The sequence below is a fragment of the Sphingomonas sp. S2M10 genome, from assembly GCF_012650175.1.
Taxonomy (GTDB): Bacteria; Pseudomonadota; Alphaproteobacteria; order Sphingomonadales; family Sphingomonadaceae; genus Sphingomonas.
The window spans coordinates 15,686-32,105 of record NZ_JAAILI010000008.1; the positions used below are offsets into that span (position 1 = coordinate 15,686).

The following is a 16,420-nucleotide window of genomic DNA, read 5'->3' on the forward strand; positions in this document are numbered from 1 at the left end:
TTCGTGTCGAGCGTTACTCGACGAATGTACTGGCGACGACGAGCTTCTCGTCATCCCAGACCGGCACCGCCTCGGGCCGCATCGGCACCATGAAGCGCTTGCCGTCGGGGCGTTCGATTTCGATCACGTCGCCCGCGCCATAATCGTCGATCGCGACGACGCGGCCGATCGCTGCCCCATCCTCACCCACAACGGGCAGCTCGAGCAGGTCGATATGGTAATATTCGCCCTCGCCCAGCGGCGGGAGGGCGGAGCGCGGCACCGTCAGTTCGGTGCCGCGCAGTGCCTCGGCAGCGTTGCGATCGGCCACTTCGGCGAAGCGGGCGATCACGCCATTGGATCCCCCGCGCACCGACTTGAGCGTCAGCGTGCCGCCGTTGAAGCTTTTGTGCGCCGCCAGATCCTCGGCGAACACCTTCAGCCGCACCTCGCCGGCGATGCCGTGCGCGCCGATTACGGCGGCAAGCGTCACCGGGCGGTCGCCGCGGGTAGAGGGAGCGGAAGCTTCTGCCATTTCGTAGCGACGCACGAGCATCCCTCCCGCTACGATGCGCGGGAGGGACGTTCAGCCTCAGGCCTCGGCGGTCTCTTCGGCCGGGGCGGCAGCGGCTTCGGCGGCCGCCTTGGCCTTCTCGGCACGCTCCTCGGCGCGCTCCTTGGCCTTCTCGCCCGGAACCGCCTTGTTCGGGTTGTTGCGGGCCGCACGCTCCTTGACGCCGGCGGCGTCGAGGAAGCGGGCAACGCGATCGGTCGGCTGCGCGCCGACGCTCAGCCAGTACTTGGCGCGCTCGTCGTCCAGCTTCACGCGCTCGGCCGAATCCTTGGCGAGCAGCGGGTTATAGGTGCCGATCTTCTCGATGAACTTGCCGTCGCGGGGCGCACGGGCGTCGGCAACGACGATCCGGTAGTACGGGCGCTTCTTGGAGCCGCCGCGCGACAGACGCATGGAGAGAGCCATTCTACTTCACTTCCTTCTAGAGATACGATTGAAACAGGTTGAACTAAATTACTTTTTCTTCAGCAGATTCTCGAAGCCCGGCGGCAGCTTGGCGCCGCCCGGCAGACCCGGCAGGCCGGCGCCCACCTTGTCCATCATCTCGCCCATATCGGCGCCGCCCAGGGCCGCACCGATGCCGCCCATGCCGCCGCCCGGGCCGCCCTTGGCGAGCATGCCCATCATGCCCTTCAGGCCGCCCATCTTCTTCAGGCGCTTCATCGCGGTCTGCATCTCCTGATGCATCTTGATGAGCTTGTTGACGTCCTGCACGGTCAGGCCGGAGCCCTTGGCAATGCGGATCTTGCGCTTGGCGTTGAGCAGTTCGGGCTTGGCGCGCTCCTTGGGAGTCATCGAACCGATGATCGCGTCCATGCGGATCAGCACCTTGTCGCCGCCGACCTGGTCGACTGCGGCCTGCGCCTTCTTCATGCCCGGGATCATCCCCGCCAGCGCGCCGATGCCGCCCATCTTGCGCATCTGGTTCAGCTGCGCGCGCAGGTCGTTCATGTCGAACTGGCCCTTGGCGAGCCGGTTCGCCATGCGCTCGGCGTCTTCCTGCTCGATCGACGCCGCGGCGCGCTCGACCAGGCTGACGACGTCGCCCATGCCGAGGATGCGGCCGGCGACGCGCTTGGGGTGGAACGGCTCGATCTGGTCGAGCTTCTCGCCCATGCCCGCAAACTTGATCGGCTGTCCAGTGACCGCGCGCATCGACAGCGCCGCACCGCCGCGCGCATCGCCGTCCATACGCGTCAGGATCACGCCGGTCAGCGGCACCTGCGCCGAGAAGTTGCTGGCGACGTTCACCGCGTCCTGGCCGGTGAGCGAGTCGACGACGAGCAGGATTTCCTGGGGCTTGGAGATGTCGGCCACGGCCTTCATCTCGTCCATCAGCGCCTGATCGACGTGGAGACGGCCGGCGGTGTCGAGCATCACCACGTCGAAGCCCTGGAGCTTCGCCGACTGGAGCGCACGGCGGGCGATGTCGACCGGCTGCTGGCCGGTGACGATCGGCAGCGTCGCCACCTCGGTCTGGGTGCCGAGCACCGCCAACTGCTCCTGCGCGGCCGGGCGGTTGACGTCCAGCGACGCCATCATCACCTTCTTGCCCTGCTTCTTCAGCAACTTGGCAAGCTTGGCGGTGGTGGTGGTCTTGCCCGAGCCCTGCAGACCGACCAGCATGATCACCGCCGGCGGCGTGACGTCGATATGCAGTTCGGCGGTATCGGCGCCGAGCATGTCGACCAGCGCGTCATGAACGATCTTGACGACCTGCTGGCCCGGCGTGACCGACCGCAGCACCTGCTGGCCGACGGCCTGCTCGGTTACCTTGTCGACGAACTCGCGGGCGACGGGCAGCGCGACGTCCGCTTCCAGCAGCGCCACGCGCACTTCGCGCATCGCGGTCCGGACATCGGCCTCGGCGAGCGCGCCACGTCCGCGCAGGCGCTCGAAAACGCCGCCCAGCCGATCGCTCAAACTCTCGAACATGATGCCCAGATCACTCCAAATCAGCCATTGTCCCGCCAAACGCAAAACACGCCGGCGGACGAAACCTCGTCGGCCGGCGTCACCCCTTGGGGTGGCAAATGTCTCGCGTCCACGGAGGAACGGTGGGTCCCCTTAGCGGCAGTTGCGGTAGAAAGCAACCTCCCAGGGTTTAACCTGATCTACACGCATGGCGTGGGAGAATGCCGCTTTGAAAGCATGAGGGGCCCGGTGCGTCGATGACGCGGCAACAGCATCAGGATCGGGAGGCACGCCGCAAGGGCCGCAGTGCTGCGGCCTTCAGCGCACTGGGCCTTGCCTCGGTGCTGCTCGCCGTCACCACCGGCGCGGTGCTGGCCTTCGACTATGTCGAGAGCGCGGCGGTGAGCGGCTGGCTGCTGGCCGCGCAGGGCCTTCACCTCGCGCTGGTCCTGCTCTGCTGGCGGCGCCTCGTCGCGCTTCAGGCGCACTCGGGTCATAGCGAGCGGGTGCACAGCCTGACGAGCCGCGACCTGCTGACCGGCTTCCTCCAGCGAAACAGCCTGATCGAAGAGGGCGCGGCGATGTTCGCCCGGGCGCATCGGCGACATCAGGCCGTGGCGATGCTCGTGCTGGACCTGGACCGTTTCAAGGCGATCAGCGATCTGCACGGCCATGCCGTGGGCGATGCGCTGATCCAGCAGGTCGCGCAGGAAATCGTCCGGGCGTTGCCGCCGATGGCGCTGGCGGGTCGATTGGGCGTGGACGAATTCGGCTGCGCCTTTCCTTTCGATGCGCGGGACCCCGCAGCGGTGGAACGGGTCGCCGAGCGCATCGTCGCGCGATTGGCCGAGCCGTTCGACGTGGAGGGATTGTCCCTCCATGTCAGTTGCTCGCTCGGCATTGCCCGCTCGGACTTCGACTGTCCCAATGTCGACGCGCTGTTGCGTACCGCCGACATCGCGATGCACCAGGCGCAGCGGGCGGGGAAGAATCGCTTTGCATGGTTTGATCCGGCGATGGAACGCGCGCTGCAGGTGCGTGGCGCGCTCGAAAGCGGTCTGCGCACGGCGATCCCGCGACAGGAGATCACGCCCTATTTCGAACAGCAGGTGGATCTCGCGAGCGGGCGGCTGCACGGGTTCGAGGTGCTGGCCCGGTGGGAGCACCCCAGCCACGGCATGATCCCGCCCGATCGCTTCATCCCCGTTGCGGAGGAAACGGGGCTGATCGCGGATCTCTCGCTTTCGATCATGCGCCAGGCCTTCCACGCCGCACGCGATTGGGATCCCGGGCTCAGCCTCTCGGTCAACATTTCGCCGGTGCAGCTGCGCGATGCGTGGCTGGCGCAAAAGATCATCAAGGTACTGACCGAAACCGGCTTCCCGGCAAGCCGGCTGGAGGTGGAGATCACCGAAAGCGCGCTGTTCGACAATCTGCCGCTCGCCCAGTCGATCGTCGGCAGCCTCAAGAACCAGGGCGTGCGGCTGGCGCTCGACGACTTCGGCACCGGCTATTCGTCGCTCGCGCACCTGCGCGCCCTGCCCTTCGACCGGATCAAGATCGACAAGAGCTTCATCCTGTCGCTTAATCAGAGCGCGGAATCCGCCGCGATCGTCCACACGATCCTGCGGCTGGGGGAGAGCCTCAACCTGCCGATCACCGCAGAGGGCGTGGAAGACGCCGCGATCGAGGAGCGGCTGCGCGCCATCGGTTGCGCCAAGGCGCAGGGCTGGCTGTACGGCAAGCCGCTGTCGATCGCGGGCGCCCGGCGTCTGCTCGCCGAGCGGCGGCTGATCCTCCAGCCCGCCCCCCGGCTGGAGGGCGGCGACGCTACCACCCAGCTCCAGGCTGGCTGAGATAGTCGAGCTCGTCGGGCGTGGAGATACGCCCCAGCGCCTCATTGCGGCCGGGGAAGCGCCCGAAGCGGCGGAACACCTCGGCATGATCGCGGGCGTACGCCATCAGTTCCTCGTCCTCCAGCGCAGCGAAGCAGCGCAGGCTGAGCGCCTGGAGCTCGGCATCCTCGGCATGTTCGAACGGCAGGTAGAGAAACTGGCGATGCTCCTTGGGCATCGACGCGTCCCAGCCGCGTTCCACCGCGAGCCTGGACATTCGCTGGGCCAGCGCGTCGCCGGCAAAGGCCTCGGCCTGCCCGCGATACATGTTGCGCGAGAACTGATCGAGCAGGATCACGGCCGCGAGCAGCGTTTCGGGGTCGTCGTCCCACGAAGCGGCACCGTCCGCCAACACGGCATCTCGAAGATCGCCGAACAGGTCCGCTATCTCCTGATCCAGCCCGTCGGACTTGGTGAACCATTGTTCCGGCAGCAGCGCGTCGAACCAGAACGCCAGCACCTGCCGGGCCCGGTGTTGGACTTCTGCGATCGGCGTCCTTAGATCGCTGGCCATGTCCCTCTCCTCGCCTCTCATCCTTAACATGGGTTGCCGGCTGAACCTAGCCGAAGGCGAGTCGATCCGTGCGCTGCTGACGGGACGTGATGCGATCGTGGTGAACAGCTGCGCCGTCACCAACGAAGCGGTGAAGCAGACCCGCCAGGCGATCCGCCGCGCGCGCCGCGAACGGCCGGATGCCGAGCTGGTGGTCACCGGCTGCGCGGCGCAGATCGATCCCCAGGCCTTTGCGGCGATGCCCGAAGTGGACCGGGTGATCGGCAATGCGGAGAAGCTGCTGCCGGAAGCCTGGGCGTCCGAGGCCAAGGTGCAGGTACAGGACATCCTCGCCGTGCGCGAAACCGCGCCGCACCTCGCAGCCAGCTTCTCCACCCATGCCCGCGCCTTCGTCGAGGTGCAGAATGGCTGCGACCATCGCTGCACCTTCTGCGCCATCCCCTTCGGGCGCGGCAACAGCCGCTCGGTGCCCGCCGGCGCCGTGATCGATCGGATTGCGCTGCTCGCCGAGGCACATGGCGAGGTGGTGCTGACCGGCGTCGATCTCACCAGCTATGGCCATGATCTGCCGGGCGCTCCCACTCTAGGTTTGCTCGTGGAGCGCATCCTGAAGCACGTCCCGAGCCTGAAGCGGCTCCGTCTCTCTTCGCTCGACGGGATCGAAGTCGACGACCGGCTGTTCGCGCTGCTCACCCAGGAGCCGCGCGTGATGCCGCACGTCCATCTATCGCTCCAGGCGGGCGACGACATGATCCTCAAGCGCATGAAGCGCCGCCACAGCCGCGCGCAATCGGTGGCGCTGGCCGAGCGCCTCCGCGCCGCGCGGCCCGAAATCGCGATCGGCGCCGACCTGATCGCCGGCTTTCCGACCGAGGACGATCGCATGTTCGCCAACACGCTCGCCCTGATCGCGGATTGCGGCGTGGTGCATGCGCATATCTTCCCCTATAGCCCGCGCGCCGGCACGCCCGCCGCACGCATGCCGCAGGTGGCGCCCGCCACGATCCGCGATCGCGCCGCCAGGCTGCGCACCGCAGCGGCGGAGCAGCGGGCACGCTGGCTGGAAACCCTGGTCGGCAGCCGCCAGCAGGTGCTGGTCGAGCGCCCGGGCGACCGCGGCCATGCAAAGAATTTCGCCGAGGTGCGGCTGACCGCCCCACGGCAGACTGGAGAAACGGTGAACGTGACGATTGCACGCGTCGAAGACGGAAAGCTGGTCGCATGAGCGGGCCCGGCTGGCATGAAAAGCTGCTCGGCGGCTTTCGCAAGACGTCGGACCGGCTGCTCGGCAACCTCGCCGGCCTGTCGCTCGCCCGATTGGACGAGGCGACGCTGGACGAAATCGAGGAGGCGCTGATCGCCTCGGACCTCGGCCCCGCCACCGCCGCCAAGGTGCGCGCGCGGCTTGCCGAGGGGCAGTTCGAGCGCAATCTGGAGGAACTCGGCATCCGCGTGATCGTCGCCGAGGAAGTTGCCAAGGTGCTGGAGCCGGTCGCCAGGCCGCTCGAGATCGAGGCGTTCCCGCGCCCGCAGGTGATCCTCGTCATCGGCGTCAACGGATCGGGCAAGACGACGACGATCGCCAAGCTCGCCAACCAGCTGCTCGAGCAGGATTACAGCGTGATGCTGGCCGCGGGCGACACCTTCCGCGCCGCCGCGATCGGCCAGCTCAAGACCTGGGCGGATCGGATCGGCGTGCCGATCGTCTCGGGTGCCGAGGGCGGCGACGCCGCCGGCATCGTGTTCGAAGCGGTGAAGCGTGCGACCGAGATCGGCACCGACGTGCTGATCGTCGACACCGCCGGCCGCCTGCAGAACAAGCGCGAGCTGATGGACGAGCTGGCCAAGGTCCGCCGCGTGCTCGGCCGCCTCAATCCGGCCGCCCCGCACGACGTGGTGCTGGTGCTCGACGCCACCACCGGCCAGAACGCGCTCAACCAGATCGAGGTGTTCAAGGAAGTGGCGGGCGTGACCGGTCTGGTCATGACCAAGCTCGACGGCACCGCGCGCGGCGGCGTGCTGGTCGCGGCGGCGGAGAAATACGGCCTGCCGATCCACGCGATCGGCGTCGGCGAGAAGGTCGACGACCTGCGCGGCTTCGACGCGAAGGAAGTGGCCCGCATCATCGCCGGCGTGGACGAGGTGGCGCATGGCTGAGGCAGCCCCCCGCCCCAAGGCCTCGGCCGGGCTGCGCATGGCGCTCGATTACGGCCCGCTGATCGTGTTCTTCGCGGTCAACAGCCTCGCGCCGGGAATCCAGCTCCAGCGCATCCTCACCGCCACCCTGGCCTTCATGATCGCGATGGCGGTGGCGATCGCCGTCTCGTGGTGGAAGACCCGCCATGTGTCGCCGATGCTGTGGATCACCGGCGTGCTCGTGCTCGTGTTCGGTGGACTGACCCTCTATTATCACGACCAGACCTTCATCCAGGTCAAGCCGACCATCGTCTATGCGATGTTCGCGGTGATCCTGGGCTATGGCCTGATCACCAACAAGCCGCTGCTCCAGACGATGCTCGAATCCGCCTATCCCGGCCTGAGCGGCAAGGGCTGGCGGCTGCTGACGATCAACTGGACCGTCTTCTTCGTCGCGATGGCGGTGCTCAACGAAGTCATGCGCCACATGCTCGACTGGGATCGCTGGGTGACCTTCAAGACCTGGGTGGTGATTCCGTTGACGCTGGTATTCGCCATCGCCAACATCCCGATGCTGCTGCGCCACGGCCTGCAGCTTGAAAAGCCCGAGGACGCACCCGTCCCACCGGAGGGCTGATCTCGCCATGGGGCTGCCGCGCCATCCGGCGACCTTCCACGCGGTGCGCGCGGCGAACGGATTGCGCCGGCAGATCCGCTCGAACTCGCTGCTTTTCCTGGTGCTGGCGGTCGGTGTCGGTGCGGCCGCCAGTCTCGCCGCGATCGCGATAGGGCAGACCGCGCGCGGCATGCAGCGGTTGTTGTTCGGATTGGCCGTGGGCGAGCATCTGAGTGCCGCCAGCCACCTTGCGCCGCTGCGGCTGCTGGCGCTGCCGATCGGCGGCGCGCTGCTCGGCCTCAGCATCTGGCTGCTACGCCGCCGCAAGACGATCGACGTGGTGGAGGCCAATGCGCTGCATGGCGGCCGCATTCCCGGCCGCGACTCTGCCACCGTGGTCGGCCAGACCCTGCTCTCCAATGGTTTCGGCGCCTCGGTGGGGCTGGAGGCGGCCTATGCGCAGGCCGGCGGCGGCCTCGCCTCGCTGCTGGGTCAGCGGCTGAAGCTGCGCCGCGCCGACCTGCGCACGCTGATGGCGGCCGGTGCCGGTGCGGGCCTGGGCGCCGCATTCGGCGCGCCGCTCACCGGCGCCTTCTACGCCTTCGAGATCGTGCTGGGCGCCTACACCCCCGCCATCGTAGCACCGGTGGTGCTCGCCTCGCTGACGGCCGCGCTGATTGCCCGCACGTTCGGCATCCATCCCTATATCCTCAGCGCCGGCGCCGCGCACCCGATCGGCACCGCAGACTATATTCTCTTCGCGCTGCTCGGCCTGCTATGCGCGGGCTTCGGCATCGCGCTGATGCGGCTCGTGGCGCTGGTCGAGGCCGGCGTTCGCCGTAGCCCGATCACACCCGCCTGGTCGCCGATGGTCGGCGGCCTGTTGATGATCCCCCTCGCCCTGTTTTCCCCGCAAGTGCTGTCGAGCGGCCACGGCGCGCTCGATATCAACCTCGCCGCACAGGCGACGATCGGCTCGCTGGCGGTGGTGATCCTGCTCAAGCTGCTCGGCTCGGCGGTGTCGCTGGGCTTCGGCTTCCGCGGCGGCCTGTTCTTCGCGTCACTGTTCCTAGGCTCGCTGATCGGCCGCTTCTATCAGCTGACGCTCGCCGGGATTCCCGGCCTCCACCCGCTCGCCGCAGATGACGCGGCGGTGGTCGGCATGGCCGCACTCGCCGTCGCGGTCGTCGGCGGGCCGATGACGATGTCGCTGCTGGTGCTGGAGGTAACCCACGACTTCGGCATCACCGGCGTCACCATCGCGTCGACCCTGATCGCCAGCACGATCGTGCGGGAGGCATTCGGCTACAGCTTCTCGACCTGGCGGCTGCATCTGCGGGGCGAGACACTGCGCAGCGGGCGCGACGTGGGCTGGGTTCGCGGTCTGACCGCCGCACGGATGATGCGGCGCGACGTGGCGACCATTGCCGCCGACACCGACATCGCCACCTTCCGCGCCCGCTTCCCCCTAGGCTCGACCAAGCGCGTGGTGCTGCTGGACGCAAGCGGGCATTATGCTGGCATCGCCGAGACCGCAGCGGTTTGGAGCCCCTCCGCCGATCAGGCAGCGCGCGCCGGCAGCGTGGCGAAGTTCGTGGATCGCGCACTCTCGCCGGACATGACGATCGCGGAAGTGCTGGAAGCCTTCAACGCGAGCGTGGCGGACGATCTGGCGGTGATTTCAAGCGACGGGCAGGTGCTGGGGCTGATCACCGAGAGCCATGCGCGCCGCCGCTACGCCGAAGAGCTGGAGAAGGCCCAGCGCGACCTGTACGGGGAAAGTTGATCCCCCCGCCCGACAACCGGGCGGAGGGACAAATCGAGCATCAGCCCTGCTGGTCGGCGCGGGCGGCGCCCTCGCCGTCGAGATTCTGGGCGACGAAGTCCCAGTTCACCAGCTTGGTCAGAATGGTGTCGACGAACGACGGACGCGCGTTGCGATAGTCGATGTAATAGGCGTGTTCCCACACGTCGATCGTGAACAGCGGCTTCACGCCGTGCGCGACAGGCGAATCGCCGTCATGGAACGAGGTGACCTTCAGCGTGTCGCCGTCAAGCACCAGCCAGCCCCAGCCGCTGGCGAAATGGCCGACGGACTCAGCCTTCAGCTTCTCGAGCAGCGCGTCGTGGCTGCCGAAATCGCGGTCGATCATCTCGGCCAGCTTGCCGGTGGGCGCCGCATAGTCCGGCGTCAGGCACTGCCAGAAGAAGCTGTGGTTCCAGATCTGCGAGCTGTTGTTGAACAGGCCCTTGTTGCCCTTGTCCTTGGCATAGGCGATCACGTCCGTCAGCTTCGCGCCGGCCAGCTCGGGGATGTCGGCAAGCAGCTTGTTGCAATTGTCGACATAGGCCTTGTGGTGCTTGCCATGGTGGAAGTCAAAGGTCTCGGCCGACATGTGCGGCGCGAGCGCGTCCTTGGCGTACGGCAGTTCGGGAAGTTCGAAGGCCATGTCATGCTCCTTGGGCATTGGTAAGCTTTGTCCGCTCGCCTAACGCATGGGACGGCCTCGCGCCGCAACATTTTTTGTTTCGCCCCTGATCGACATGGCCGATCAGAAGAGCTGCCACTCCCACACGCCTGCGCCGGCAGGGACGCGCAGGCGAAAATAGCGGGCGGAGACGTTCAGCGGAAGCGCGATCGGCGACCCGCTGGCGCGCGGCTTGGATGCGACCTGCCGCCAGTGCGTACCATCCGCAGAGGCCTCGATCGCGATGTCATAGGGGCGATTGGCATATTCCATCCGCAGCTGCGCCGTGCGGACGCTTCGCAGCGTGCCGAGATCGGCGACGAGCAACGGCGCGGCATCGGGCGCCGGGCGCCACAACGTCGCGTAATTATCGTCCCCGGCCCGCTCGGCTCCGTGGACCGCGTCCACCGACGCACCCGTGAGCGTCAGCGGCAGGCCGCGCGTGCGGCGGGCGACGAAGCCCGCGACCGCGCTGCCATGGCTCGGCATGACCTTCGCGATGGTGCCGTCGTCGTGGATCGTGAGCGGATCAACGGCGATCTGGCGCAGCGTCGCATCGTCGCCGGGGCGCGGCCAGGGCAGAGACTGGCGGTGGTAGAGGATGTAGGATTGCCGGCCGACGCGGAAGATCGCGTGATGGCCCGGGCTGATCACGTCGCGTGCCTTGTCTGTCGAGAGGATCGGACTGTCCGGCCCCTCGCGGAACGGGCCGAACGGCGTGTCGCCGATCGCATACCGCACCTTGTACGTGTCCTCGGTGGTCTTGCCGTCGCTATAGGTGAGGACATAGTGCCGCCCCGCCTTCACCAGGAACGGCCCCTCGAAGTAATTGGCGGGGGTGACGTCCTTGGGCTCGCCGTCGAAGCTGACCATGTCGGGCTTGAGCTTCACGACGAAGCAGTGGCCGTTCACCCAGTTCAGCCCCGAGCCCCAGTACAGGTACGCGGTGCCGTCCTCGTCAATGAACGCTTCGGCGTCGATCATGTGATAGGCGGGCGCAAAGTCCTTGGCGATCAGCGGCTTGCCGCCGTTCGCATCGGCCCAGGGTCCTGCCGGCGACGGCGCGCTGCCCACCCACACTTCGGACCCGACCGACACATACATGTACCAGCGCCCGTTCTTCGCCTTCACGACCGATGGCGCCCAGACCTTCGAGTCTCCGGAGGTCGGGCTGGTCGCCGTGGCCTTGGTCGGCCAAGCGGGCGTCGAGAAAGTCCAGTCCCGTCCGTTGGCGGAGGTCCACATCCCCAGCGTGTCGGCACCCCAGGGATCAATGGTGGCGTAGATATACCATTTGCCGCCGTCGCGCACGATCGAGGGATCGGCGAAATAGCCGGGGAGCAGCGGATTGCCGTCCCCGGGGCTATCCCAGCGCGGCGCGGGCGCATCGGCGGCGGCGAGCAAGCCCGCCGCCGCCATCAGAAGAACCGCCTTCATCCCTTGATGTCGAGCATCACGATCGCCTTGGCCGGCACCTGTACCGTCAGGGTGCCGCCCGAAAGGCTGGCGCCGGTGAACGCCGCCGGCCGGATCGCATCGGGCGCCTGGAAGTCATTATGCGCGTCCATGGTCGTGCCGGTAAGGACCTTGCCGGTCACCTGCGTGCCGGTCACGCCGTCCAGCTTCACGCTGACGCTCGCCGGCTGGTTGGGATCGACATTGACCAGGCCGACATGGACCACGCCATCGGCCCCGCGCACCGCACTCGCGCTCACCGCGCGCATCGTCCACTGGTCCTTGTTGTACCAGCGCGAGGTCACGTCGACCGGCAGCACCGTGCCGTCCATATAGTCCTTGTACAGGTCGAACGCCCAATAGGTCGGCGTCTTCACCATTCTGGCGCCGTCGGTCAGCAGCATCGCCTGGAGCACATTGACCATCTGGGCGATGTTGGCGCCGCGCACGCGGTCGGCATGACGTGCGAAAATGTTGAAGTTGAGCGCCGCGACCATCGCGTCGCGCAGGCTGTTCTGCTGGTAAAGGAAGCCCGGGTTGGTACCCGGCTCGACATCGTACCAGGTGCCCCATTCATCGACGAGCAGCGCGACCCGCTTCTTGGGATCATACTTGTCCATGATCTTGCCGTGCTCGGTGAGCAGCTCTTCCATCTTGAGCGTCTTGGAGAGCGTGCGCGCCCAGCCTTCCTCGTCGAAGCCGGTCGCCGCGCCCTTCTTGGACCATTCGCCCGGCACGGTGTAGTAATGCACGCCGATGCCGTCGATCTTGTCGCCGGCCTTGCGCATCATCACCTCGGTCCAGTTGTAATCGAACGAGTTGGCGCCGCTGGCGATCTTCATCAGCTTCTCACCCGCGGGCACCTTGAGGAAGGTGGCGTAGCGGCGGGTGACGTCCGCAGCATATTCGGGCAGCATGTCGCCGCCGCAGCCCCAGAGCTCGTTGCCGATGCCGAACATCGGCAGCTTCCACGGCTTGTCGCGGCCATTGGCGCGGCGCTGGTTGGCGATCGTCGATTTGGTCGGCGAGGTCATATACTCGACCCACTCGGCCATCTCGCTGGGATCGGCGGTGCCGACATTGCCCGAGACATAGGCCTCGGCGCCCACCACCTCGGTGAAGTCCATGAATTCGTTGGTGCCGACGGCATTGTCCTCGGTCACGCCACCCCAGTTGGTGTTGACCTTCACCGGACGCTTGGCACGCGGCCCGATGCCTTCCCGCCAGTGATATTCGTCGGCGAAGCAGCCGCCCGGCCAGCGGATCACGGGCACGTTGATCGCCTTCAGCGCGTCGATCACGTCGCGGCGGAAGCCCTTCACATTGGGGATCTTGCTGTCGGTGCCGACCCACAGGCCGCCATAGATCCCGGTGCCGAGATGCTCGGCGAACTGGCCGAAGATGCGGCGGTCATATTTCGCACCCGGCTTGTCGCCGTGCACGGTCACGGCGTCACCGCCGGTCTGCGCCAAAGCGGGCATTGCAGCGATAAGCGCGATCGCGCTGATGAGGCTTCGCATCATTCTTTCTCCGTCGCGCGCGCCGGGCGCGCCTTGGCTGGGGTAGTGCCTTGGCCCGCGAACGGGGTGAGGCGGAAATGGATCGCGGTGGGCACCAATTGGGTGCGGTATTGGGGGAGCGGCTTGCCGAACTCGCTCCACTGGGTGTCGCCGCCGACACCCCATTGCGCGGCATCGATCAGCAGCGTGCCCTGGGCCTTGGGCACCACGTCGCTGCTCTTCCAGGTGCCGGGTTGGTGCCGGTCGAGATCGGCATAGGGGAAGGCGAGCGCGGTCATCATCAAGGGCGTATCGCCCTGCACCCGCAGGCCGGCACCGCCGCCGATCAGCTCCATCCAGCGGACATCGACCTTGTTGCCGGTCTCCTGCGGGCGGATATAATCGTGATTCTGCTCGGCGATCGCGCCGCGCCACAGCCCGATGGGCGCCGAGGTCTTGCGGTCGACATAGCTTTCGTGCGGGCCCCGGCCATACCATTCGACCGTCTTGAGGCTGCCCGGCGTGGTGAAGGCGAGGCCGATGCGGAACGGCGGCGGCAGCTGGCCCGAGACCGGCTCGAACCGGCCGTCGACCGCGACCGAGCCGTCGCCCGCCATCCGGTACACGCTGGTGAAGCGCACAGCGCCCGCCCCCAACGTATAGGCGACGCGTATCTCGGCACCCTCTTCGCCGAGATCCTGCACCTGCACCGAGGAAACGGTGCGCGTATCGCTCATGCCTTTCCAGGCCGCGAGTTGCTTGTCGGTGCCGATGCCGATGTCGTTATCCGTCACCGCGCGCCAGAAATGCGGCGCGCCGCCGCTGAGCAGCGTCTTGCCCCTGGCCGCATAGCGATCGACCAGCCCGGTCGTGCGGTTCACCACCAGCGTGGCGCCGCCGGCCGAGAGGGTGATCGCCCCCTGCCCGTCCTGCGCCGTCACCTTGCCCTTGGGCGCCGTCACTTCGGCCGCACGATATACAGGATCGAGCGCGAACTGTTCCCAGCCGATCACCGTGCCGCCGGGCACCAGCGGCACCGCATCGGCCTTGGCGCGGGCGCGGATCGTGACGAAATACTCGGCGCCCGGCTTGCGCGCGATATCCGCAAGCGGCAGCGCGATCGTGCCCGCGCCGTGCGCCGCCACATCCGGCGTCGCCAGCGTGCCGTTCGCCACCGCGACGCCATTCTCCTGCACTTCCCAGTCGAAGGTGAAGCCGGACAGGTCGCGGAAGTCATGGCGGTTGCGCACCGTCACCGTTCCGCCCGCCGCATCGAAGCCGTCAAACTGGATCGGCGCATAGACCTTGCGGAGCTCGTAGAGCTGCGGGTTGGGCGTACGATCCGACTGGAGCAGGCCGTCGCCGAACTCGATGTCGCCGCCGGGGTTGGGGCCATATTCGCCGCCATCGCCCCAATAGCGCTTGCCGTCCTTGGTATAGCGGTACATCGACTGGTCGACCCAGTCCCAGGCGAAGCCGCCCTGCAGCTTTTCCGGATGGGCGTAGATCGTGTCCCAATATTCCTTCAGATTGCCGCCCGAATTGCCCATCATATGGGCATATTCGCACTGGATCACCGGCTGCTTGAAGTTCCAGTTGGTGGCGTAATCCTCCAACTTCACGGCCGGATCGTACATCGGCGCGTAAATGTCGGCATAATAGTTCGGCCGGTGGTCCTGGATCCCGTCCCAGGTACCCCAGCCAAGGTACGAGACCAGCCGGCCCGGATCGACCGCCTTGGCCGCTGCGGCCGCCGCCTCGAAATTGGGGCCGATGCCCGCTTCGTTGCCCAGCGACCAGAAGATCACCGAGGGGTGATTCTTGTCGCGCTGGACCATGTTGACGACGCGGCTGACATGCGCGTCCTTCCATGCCGGATCGAAGCCGATCTGCAACTCGGCACGCCGCTCGCCATGCTTGTTGGCGTAATCCATGTACGCGTGGCTCTCGATATTCGCTTCGTCCATCACATAGAGGCCGTAGCGATCGGCGAGTTCGTAGAGATACGGGTCGTTCGGATAGTGCGAGGTGCGGATCGCGTTGATGTTCGCCCGCTTCATTAGCTGGATGTCATGCTCCATCGACGCGCGGCTGACGACGTGGAAGGTCTCCGGGTCATGCTCGTGGCGGTTGACGCCGCGGATGGTGATCGGCTTGCCGTTGACACTGACCAGCCCGTTCTTGATCTCGACGGTGCGGAAGCCGATCCGCTGCGGCGTCGCCTGCACCAGCTTGCCCTCGGCATCGACCAGTTCGACGAGCAGCGTGTAAAGATTGGGCGTCTCGGCGGTCCAGGCGCGCACGCCCGGCACATCGGCGGCGAGCGTCACCTTCTGCGCGGCACCGGCGGGAAGCTGCGTCTCGCGGACCAGCACCTGCCTGTCGCCATCGAGCAGCGTCATCCGTGCGGTGAGCGGCACGGTGCGGTCGGTGAGCGTGAGCTCGGTCGCGAGCTTGCCGTCCTTGTACGCGGCATCGAGCCCGGCATGGACGAAAAGGTCCGCCACGCGCGCCTTGGGCGCCGCCGCGAGATAGACCGAGCGCTCGATGCCCGAGACGCGCCAGAAATCCTGGTCTTCCAGATAGCTGCCGTCCGACCAGCGATGGATCTGGATCGCGATGGTGTTGCGCCCGGCATGGACCAGTCTGGTCACGTCGAACTCGGAGGGGAGCTTGGAATCCTCCGAATAGCCGGCTTCGACGCCGTTCACCCATACGCGATAGGCCGAACCCGCCGCGCCGATGTGCAGGATCACGTCCTGCCCCGACCAGGTCGCCGGCAGCTGCACGTCGCGCCGGTACGAGCCGACCGGGTTGGTCGCGTGCGGGATCAGCGGGCGATTGGCCGGGAACGGATAGGTGATGTTGTTGTAGCGCGCCTGGTCATAGCCCTCGGTCTGCCAGTCGGCGGGGACCTTGATGCGCTTCCACTTGGCGACGTCATAGTCCGGCTTCTCGAAGCCGTCCGGCACCGCATCCGACGAGGGCGAGAAATGGAACGACCATTGCCCGTCGAGCAGCAGATAACGGCTGGATTTGGCTGGGTCGCCCGCCAGCGCGGCGGCGCGGCTCTCATAGGGAAAGTGGGTGGCGCTGGCCGGCATCTTGCCGCGTGCGAACACCGCCGGGTTCTCCCAATCGAGGCGGCGCGGATCGACCTGCACCGGCTGGACCTGCGGCGCGTCACCGATCTTTGGCGCATCCTGCGCCATCCCCATGCCGGAGGCGAGCGCGACACTGCCCACCGTCGCCAGCAACCCGAACCTGTTCACGCTGATTCCTCCCCGCCCGGGCATACTGCAAAGGCTAATTGTTTCGGTCAAATTTTCTCGGAGTAATTTAATGTAATTTATCGTTGCAGCATCTCGCA

Annotated in this window: 13 protein-coding genes; 5 read left to right on the forward strand and 8 right to left on the reverse strand. The window is 66.9% G+C overall.

Features of this window, described 5'->3' with window-relative positions; genetic code table 11:
• Positions 1 to 13: 13 nt before the first annotated feature.
• From rimM to ffh, 3 genes are read right to left on the reverse strand one after another with little or no spacing between them, the layout of a single operon-like run.
• Positions 14 to 514, reverse strand: coding sequence for a ribosome maturation factor RimM (gene rimM / locus S2M10_RS01605; RefSeq protein WP_168844554.1), 501 nt, complete (start codon positions 512 to 514; stop codon positions 14 to 16).
• Positions 515 to 571: 57 nt separating this feature from the next.
• A complete protein-coding gene (rpsP, locus tag S2M10_RS01610) occupies positions 572 to 958 on the reverse strand; it encodes a 30S ribosomal protein S16 (RefSeq protein ID WP_183049368.1) in 387 nt (128 codons plus the stop codon).
• 48 nt (positions 959 to 1,006) lie between these two features.
• Positions 1,007 to 2,488: a signal recognition particle protein gene (gene ffh / locus S2M10_RS01615; RefSeq protein ID WP_168844555.1), complete on the reverse strand. Its 1,482-nt coding sequence runs from the start codon at positions 2,486 to 2,488 to the stop codon at positions 1,007 to 1,009.
• A 236-nt stretch (positions 2,489 to 2,724) separates the two neighbouring features.
• Here ffh and S2M10_RS01620 point away from each other — a divergent pair, with 236 nt between their 5' ends.
• Entirely contained in the window at positions 2,725 to 4,323 is a 1,599-nt protein-coding gene (locus S2M10_RS01620; RefSeq protein WP_168844556.1) for an EAL domain-containing protein, read from the forward strand.
• Here the strand turns inward: S2M10_RS01620 and S2M10_RS01625 are convergent.
• Positions 4,298 to 4,876, reverse strand: a complete 579-nt coding sequence (locus S2M10_RS01625; RefSeq protein WP_168844557.1) for a DUF924 family protein — start codon at positions 4,874 to 4,876, stop codon at positions 4,298 to 4,300. The two genes, S2M10_RS01620 and S2M10_RS01625, sit on opposite strands and share 26 nt — an antisense overlap.
• On the opposite strand from S2M10_RS01625, the gene mtaB reads away from it, so the two are divergent.
• From mtaB to S2M10_RS01645, 4 genes are read left to right on the forward strand one after another with little or no spacing between them, the layout of a single operon-like run.
• The gene (gene mtaB / locus S2M10_RS01630; protein ID WP_168844558.1) at positions 4,875 to 6,101 is read left to right on the forward strand and encodes a tRNA (N(6)-L-threonylcarbamoyladenosine(37)-C(2))-methylthiotransferase MtaB; all 1,227 of its coding nucleotides are present in this window, start codon (positions 4,875 to 4,877) and stop codon (positions 6,099 to 6,101) included. The two genes, S2M10_RS01625 and mtaB, sit on opposite strands and share 2 nt — an antisense overlap.
• Positions 6,098 to 7,033 (forward strand): signal recognition particle-docking protein FtsY, encoded by a 936-nt coding sequence (gene ftsY, locus S2M10_RS01635; protein ID WP_168844559.1) that lies wholly within the window; start codon positions 6,098 to 6,100, stop codon positions 7,031 to 7,033. The genes mtaB and ftsY overlap by 4 nt, the downstream gene beginning before the upstream one ends.
• Complete coding sequence (locus S2M10_RS01640) at positions 7,026 to 7,649, forward strand: septation protein A (protein ID WP_168844560.1); 624 nt, start codon at positions 7,026 to 7,028, stop codon at positions 7,647 to 7,649. The genes ftsY and S2M10_RS01640 overlap by 8 nt, the downstream gene beginning before the upstream one ends.
• A 7-nt stretch (positions 7,650 to 7,656) precedes the next feature.
• Complete coding sequence (locus S2M10_RS01645) at positions 7,657 to 9,414, forward strand: chloride channel protein (protein ID WP_168844561.1); 1,758 nt, start codon at positions 7,657 to 7,659, stop codon at positions 9,412 to 9,414.
• Positions 9,415 to 9,454: 40 nt separating this feature from the next.
• On the opposite strand, the gene S2M10_RS01650 is transcribed toward S2M10_RS01645, so the two are convergent.
• The 4 genes from S2M10_RS01650 to S2M10_RS01665 form a co-directional block, all read right to left on the reverse strand.
• Complete coding sequence (locus S2M10_RS01650) at positions 9,455 to 10,078, reverse strand: superoxide dismutase (RefSeq protein ID WP_168844562.1); 624 nt, start codon at positions 10,076 to 10,078, stop codon at positions 9,455 to 9,457.
• A gap of 102 nt (positions 10,079 to 10,180) precedes the next feature.
• Entirely contained in the window at positions 10,181 to 11,533 is a 1,353-nt protein-coding gene (locus S2M10_RS01655) for a family 43 glycosylhydrolase (RefSeq protein WP_247650556.1), read from the reverse strand.
• Positions 11,530 to 13,071, reverse strand: coding sequence for an alpha-L-arabinofuranosidase C-terminal domain-containing protein (locus tag S2M10_RS01660; RefSeq protein WP_168845073.1), 1,542 nt, complete (start codon positions 13,069 to 13,071; stop codon positions 11,530 to 11,532). Before S2M10_RS01660 ends, S2M10_RS01655 begins: the two co-directional genes overlap by 4 nt.
• Positions 13,071 to 16,322, reverse strand: a complete 3,252-nt coding sequence (locus S2M10_RS01665) for a glycoside hydrolase family 2 TIM barrel-domain containing protein (RefSeq protein WP_168844563.1) — start codon at positions 16,320 to 16,322, stop codon at positions 13,071 to 13,073. The genes S2M10_RS01660 and S2M10_RS01665 overlap by 1 nt, the downstream gene beginning before the upstream one ends.
• Between the last annotated feature and the right edge of the window lie 98 nt (positions 16,323 to 16,420).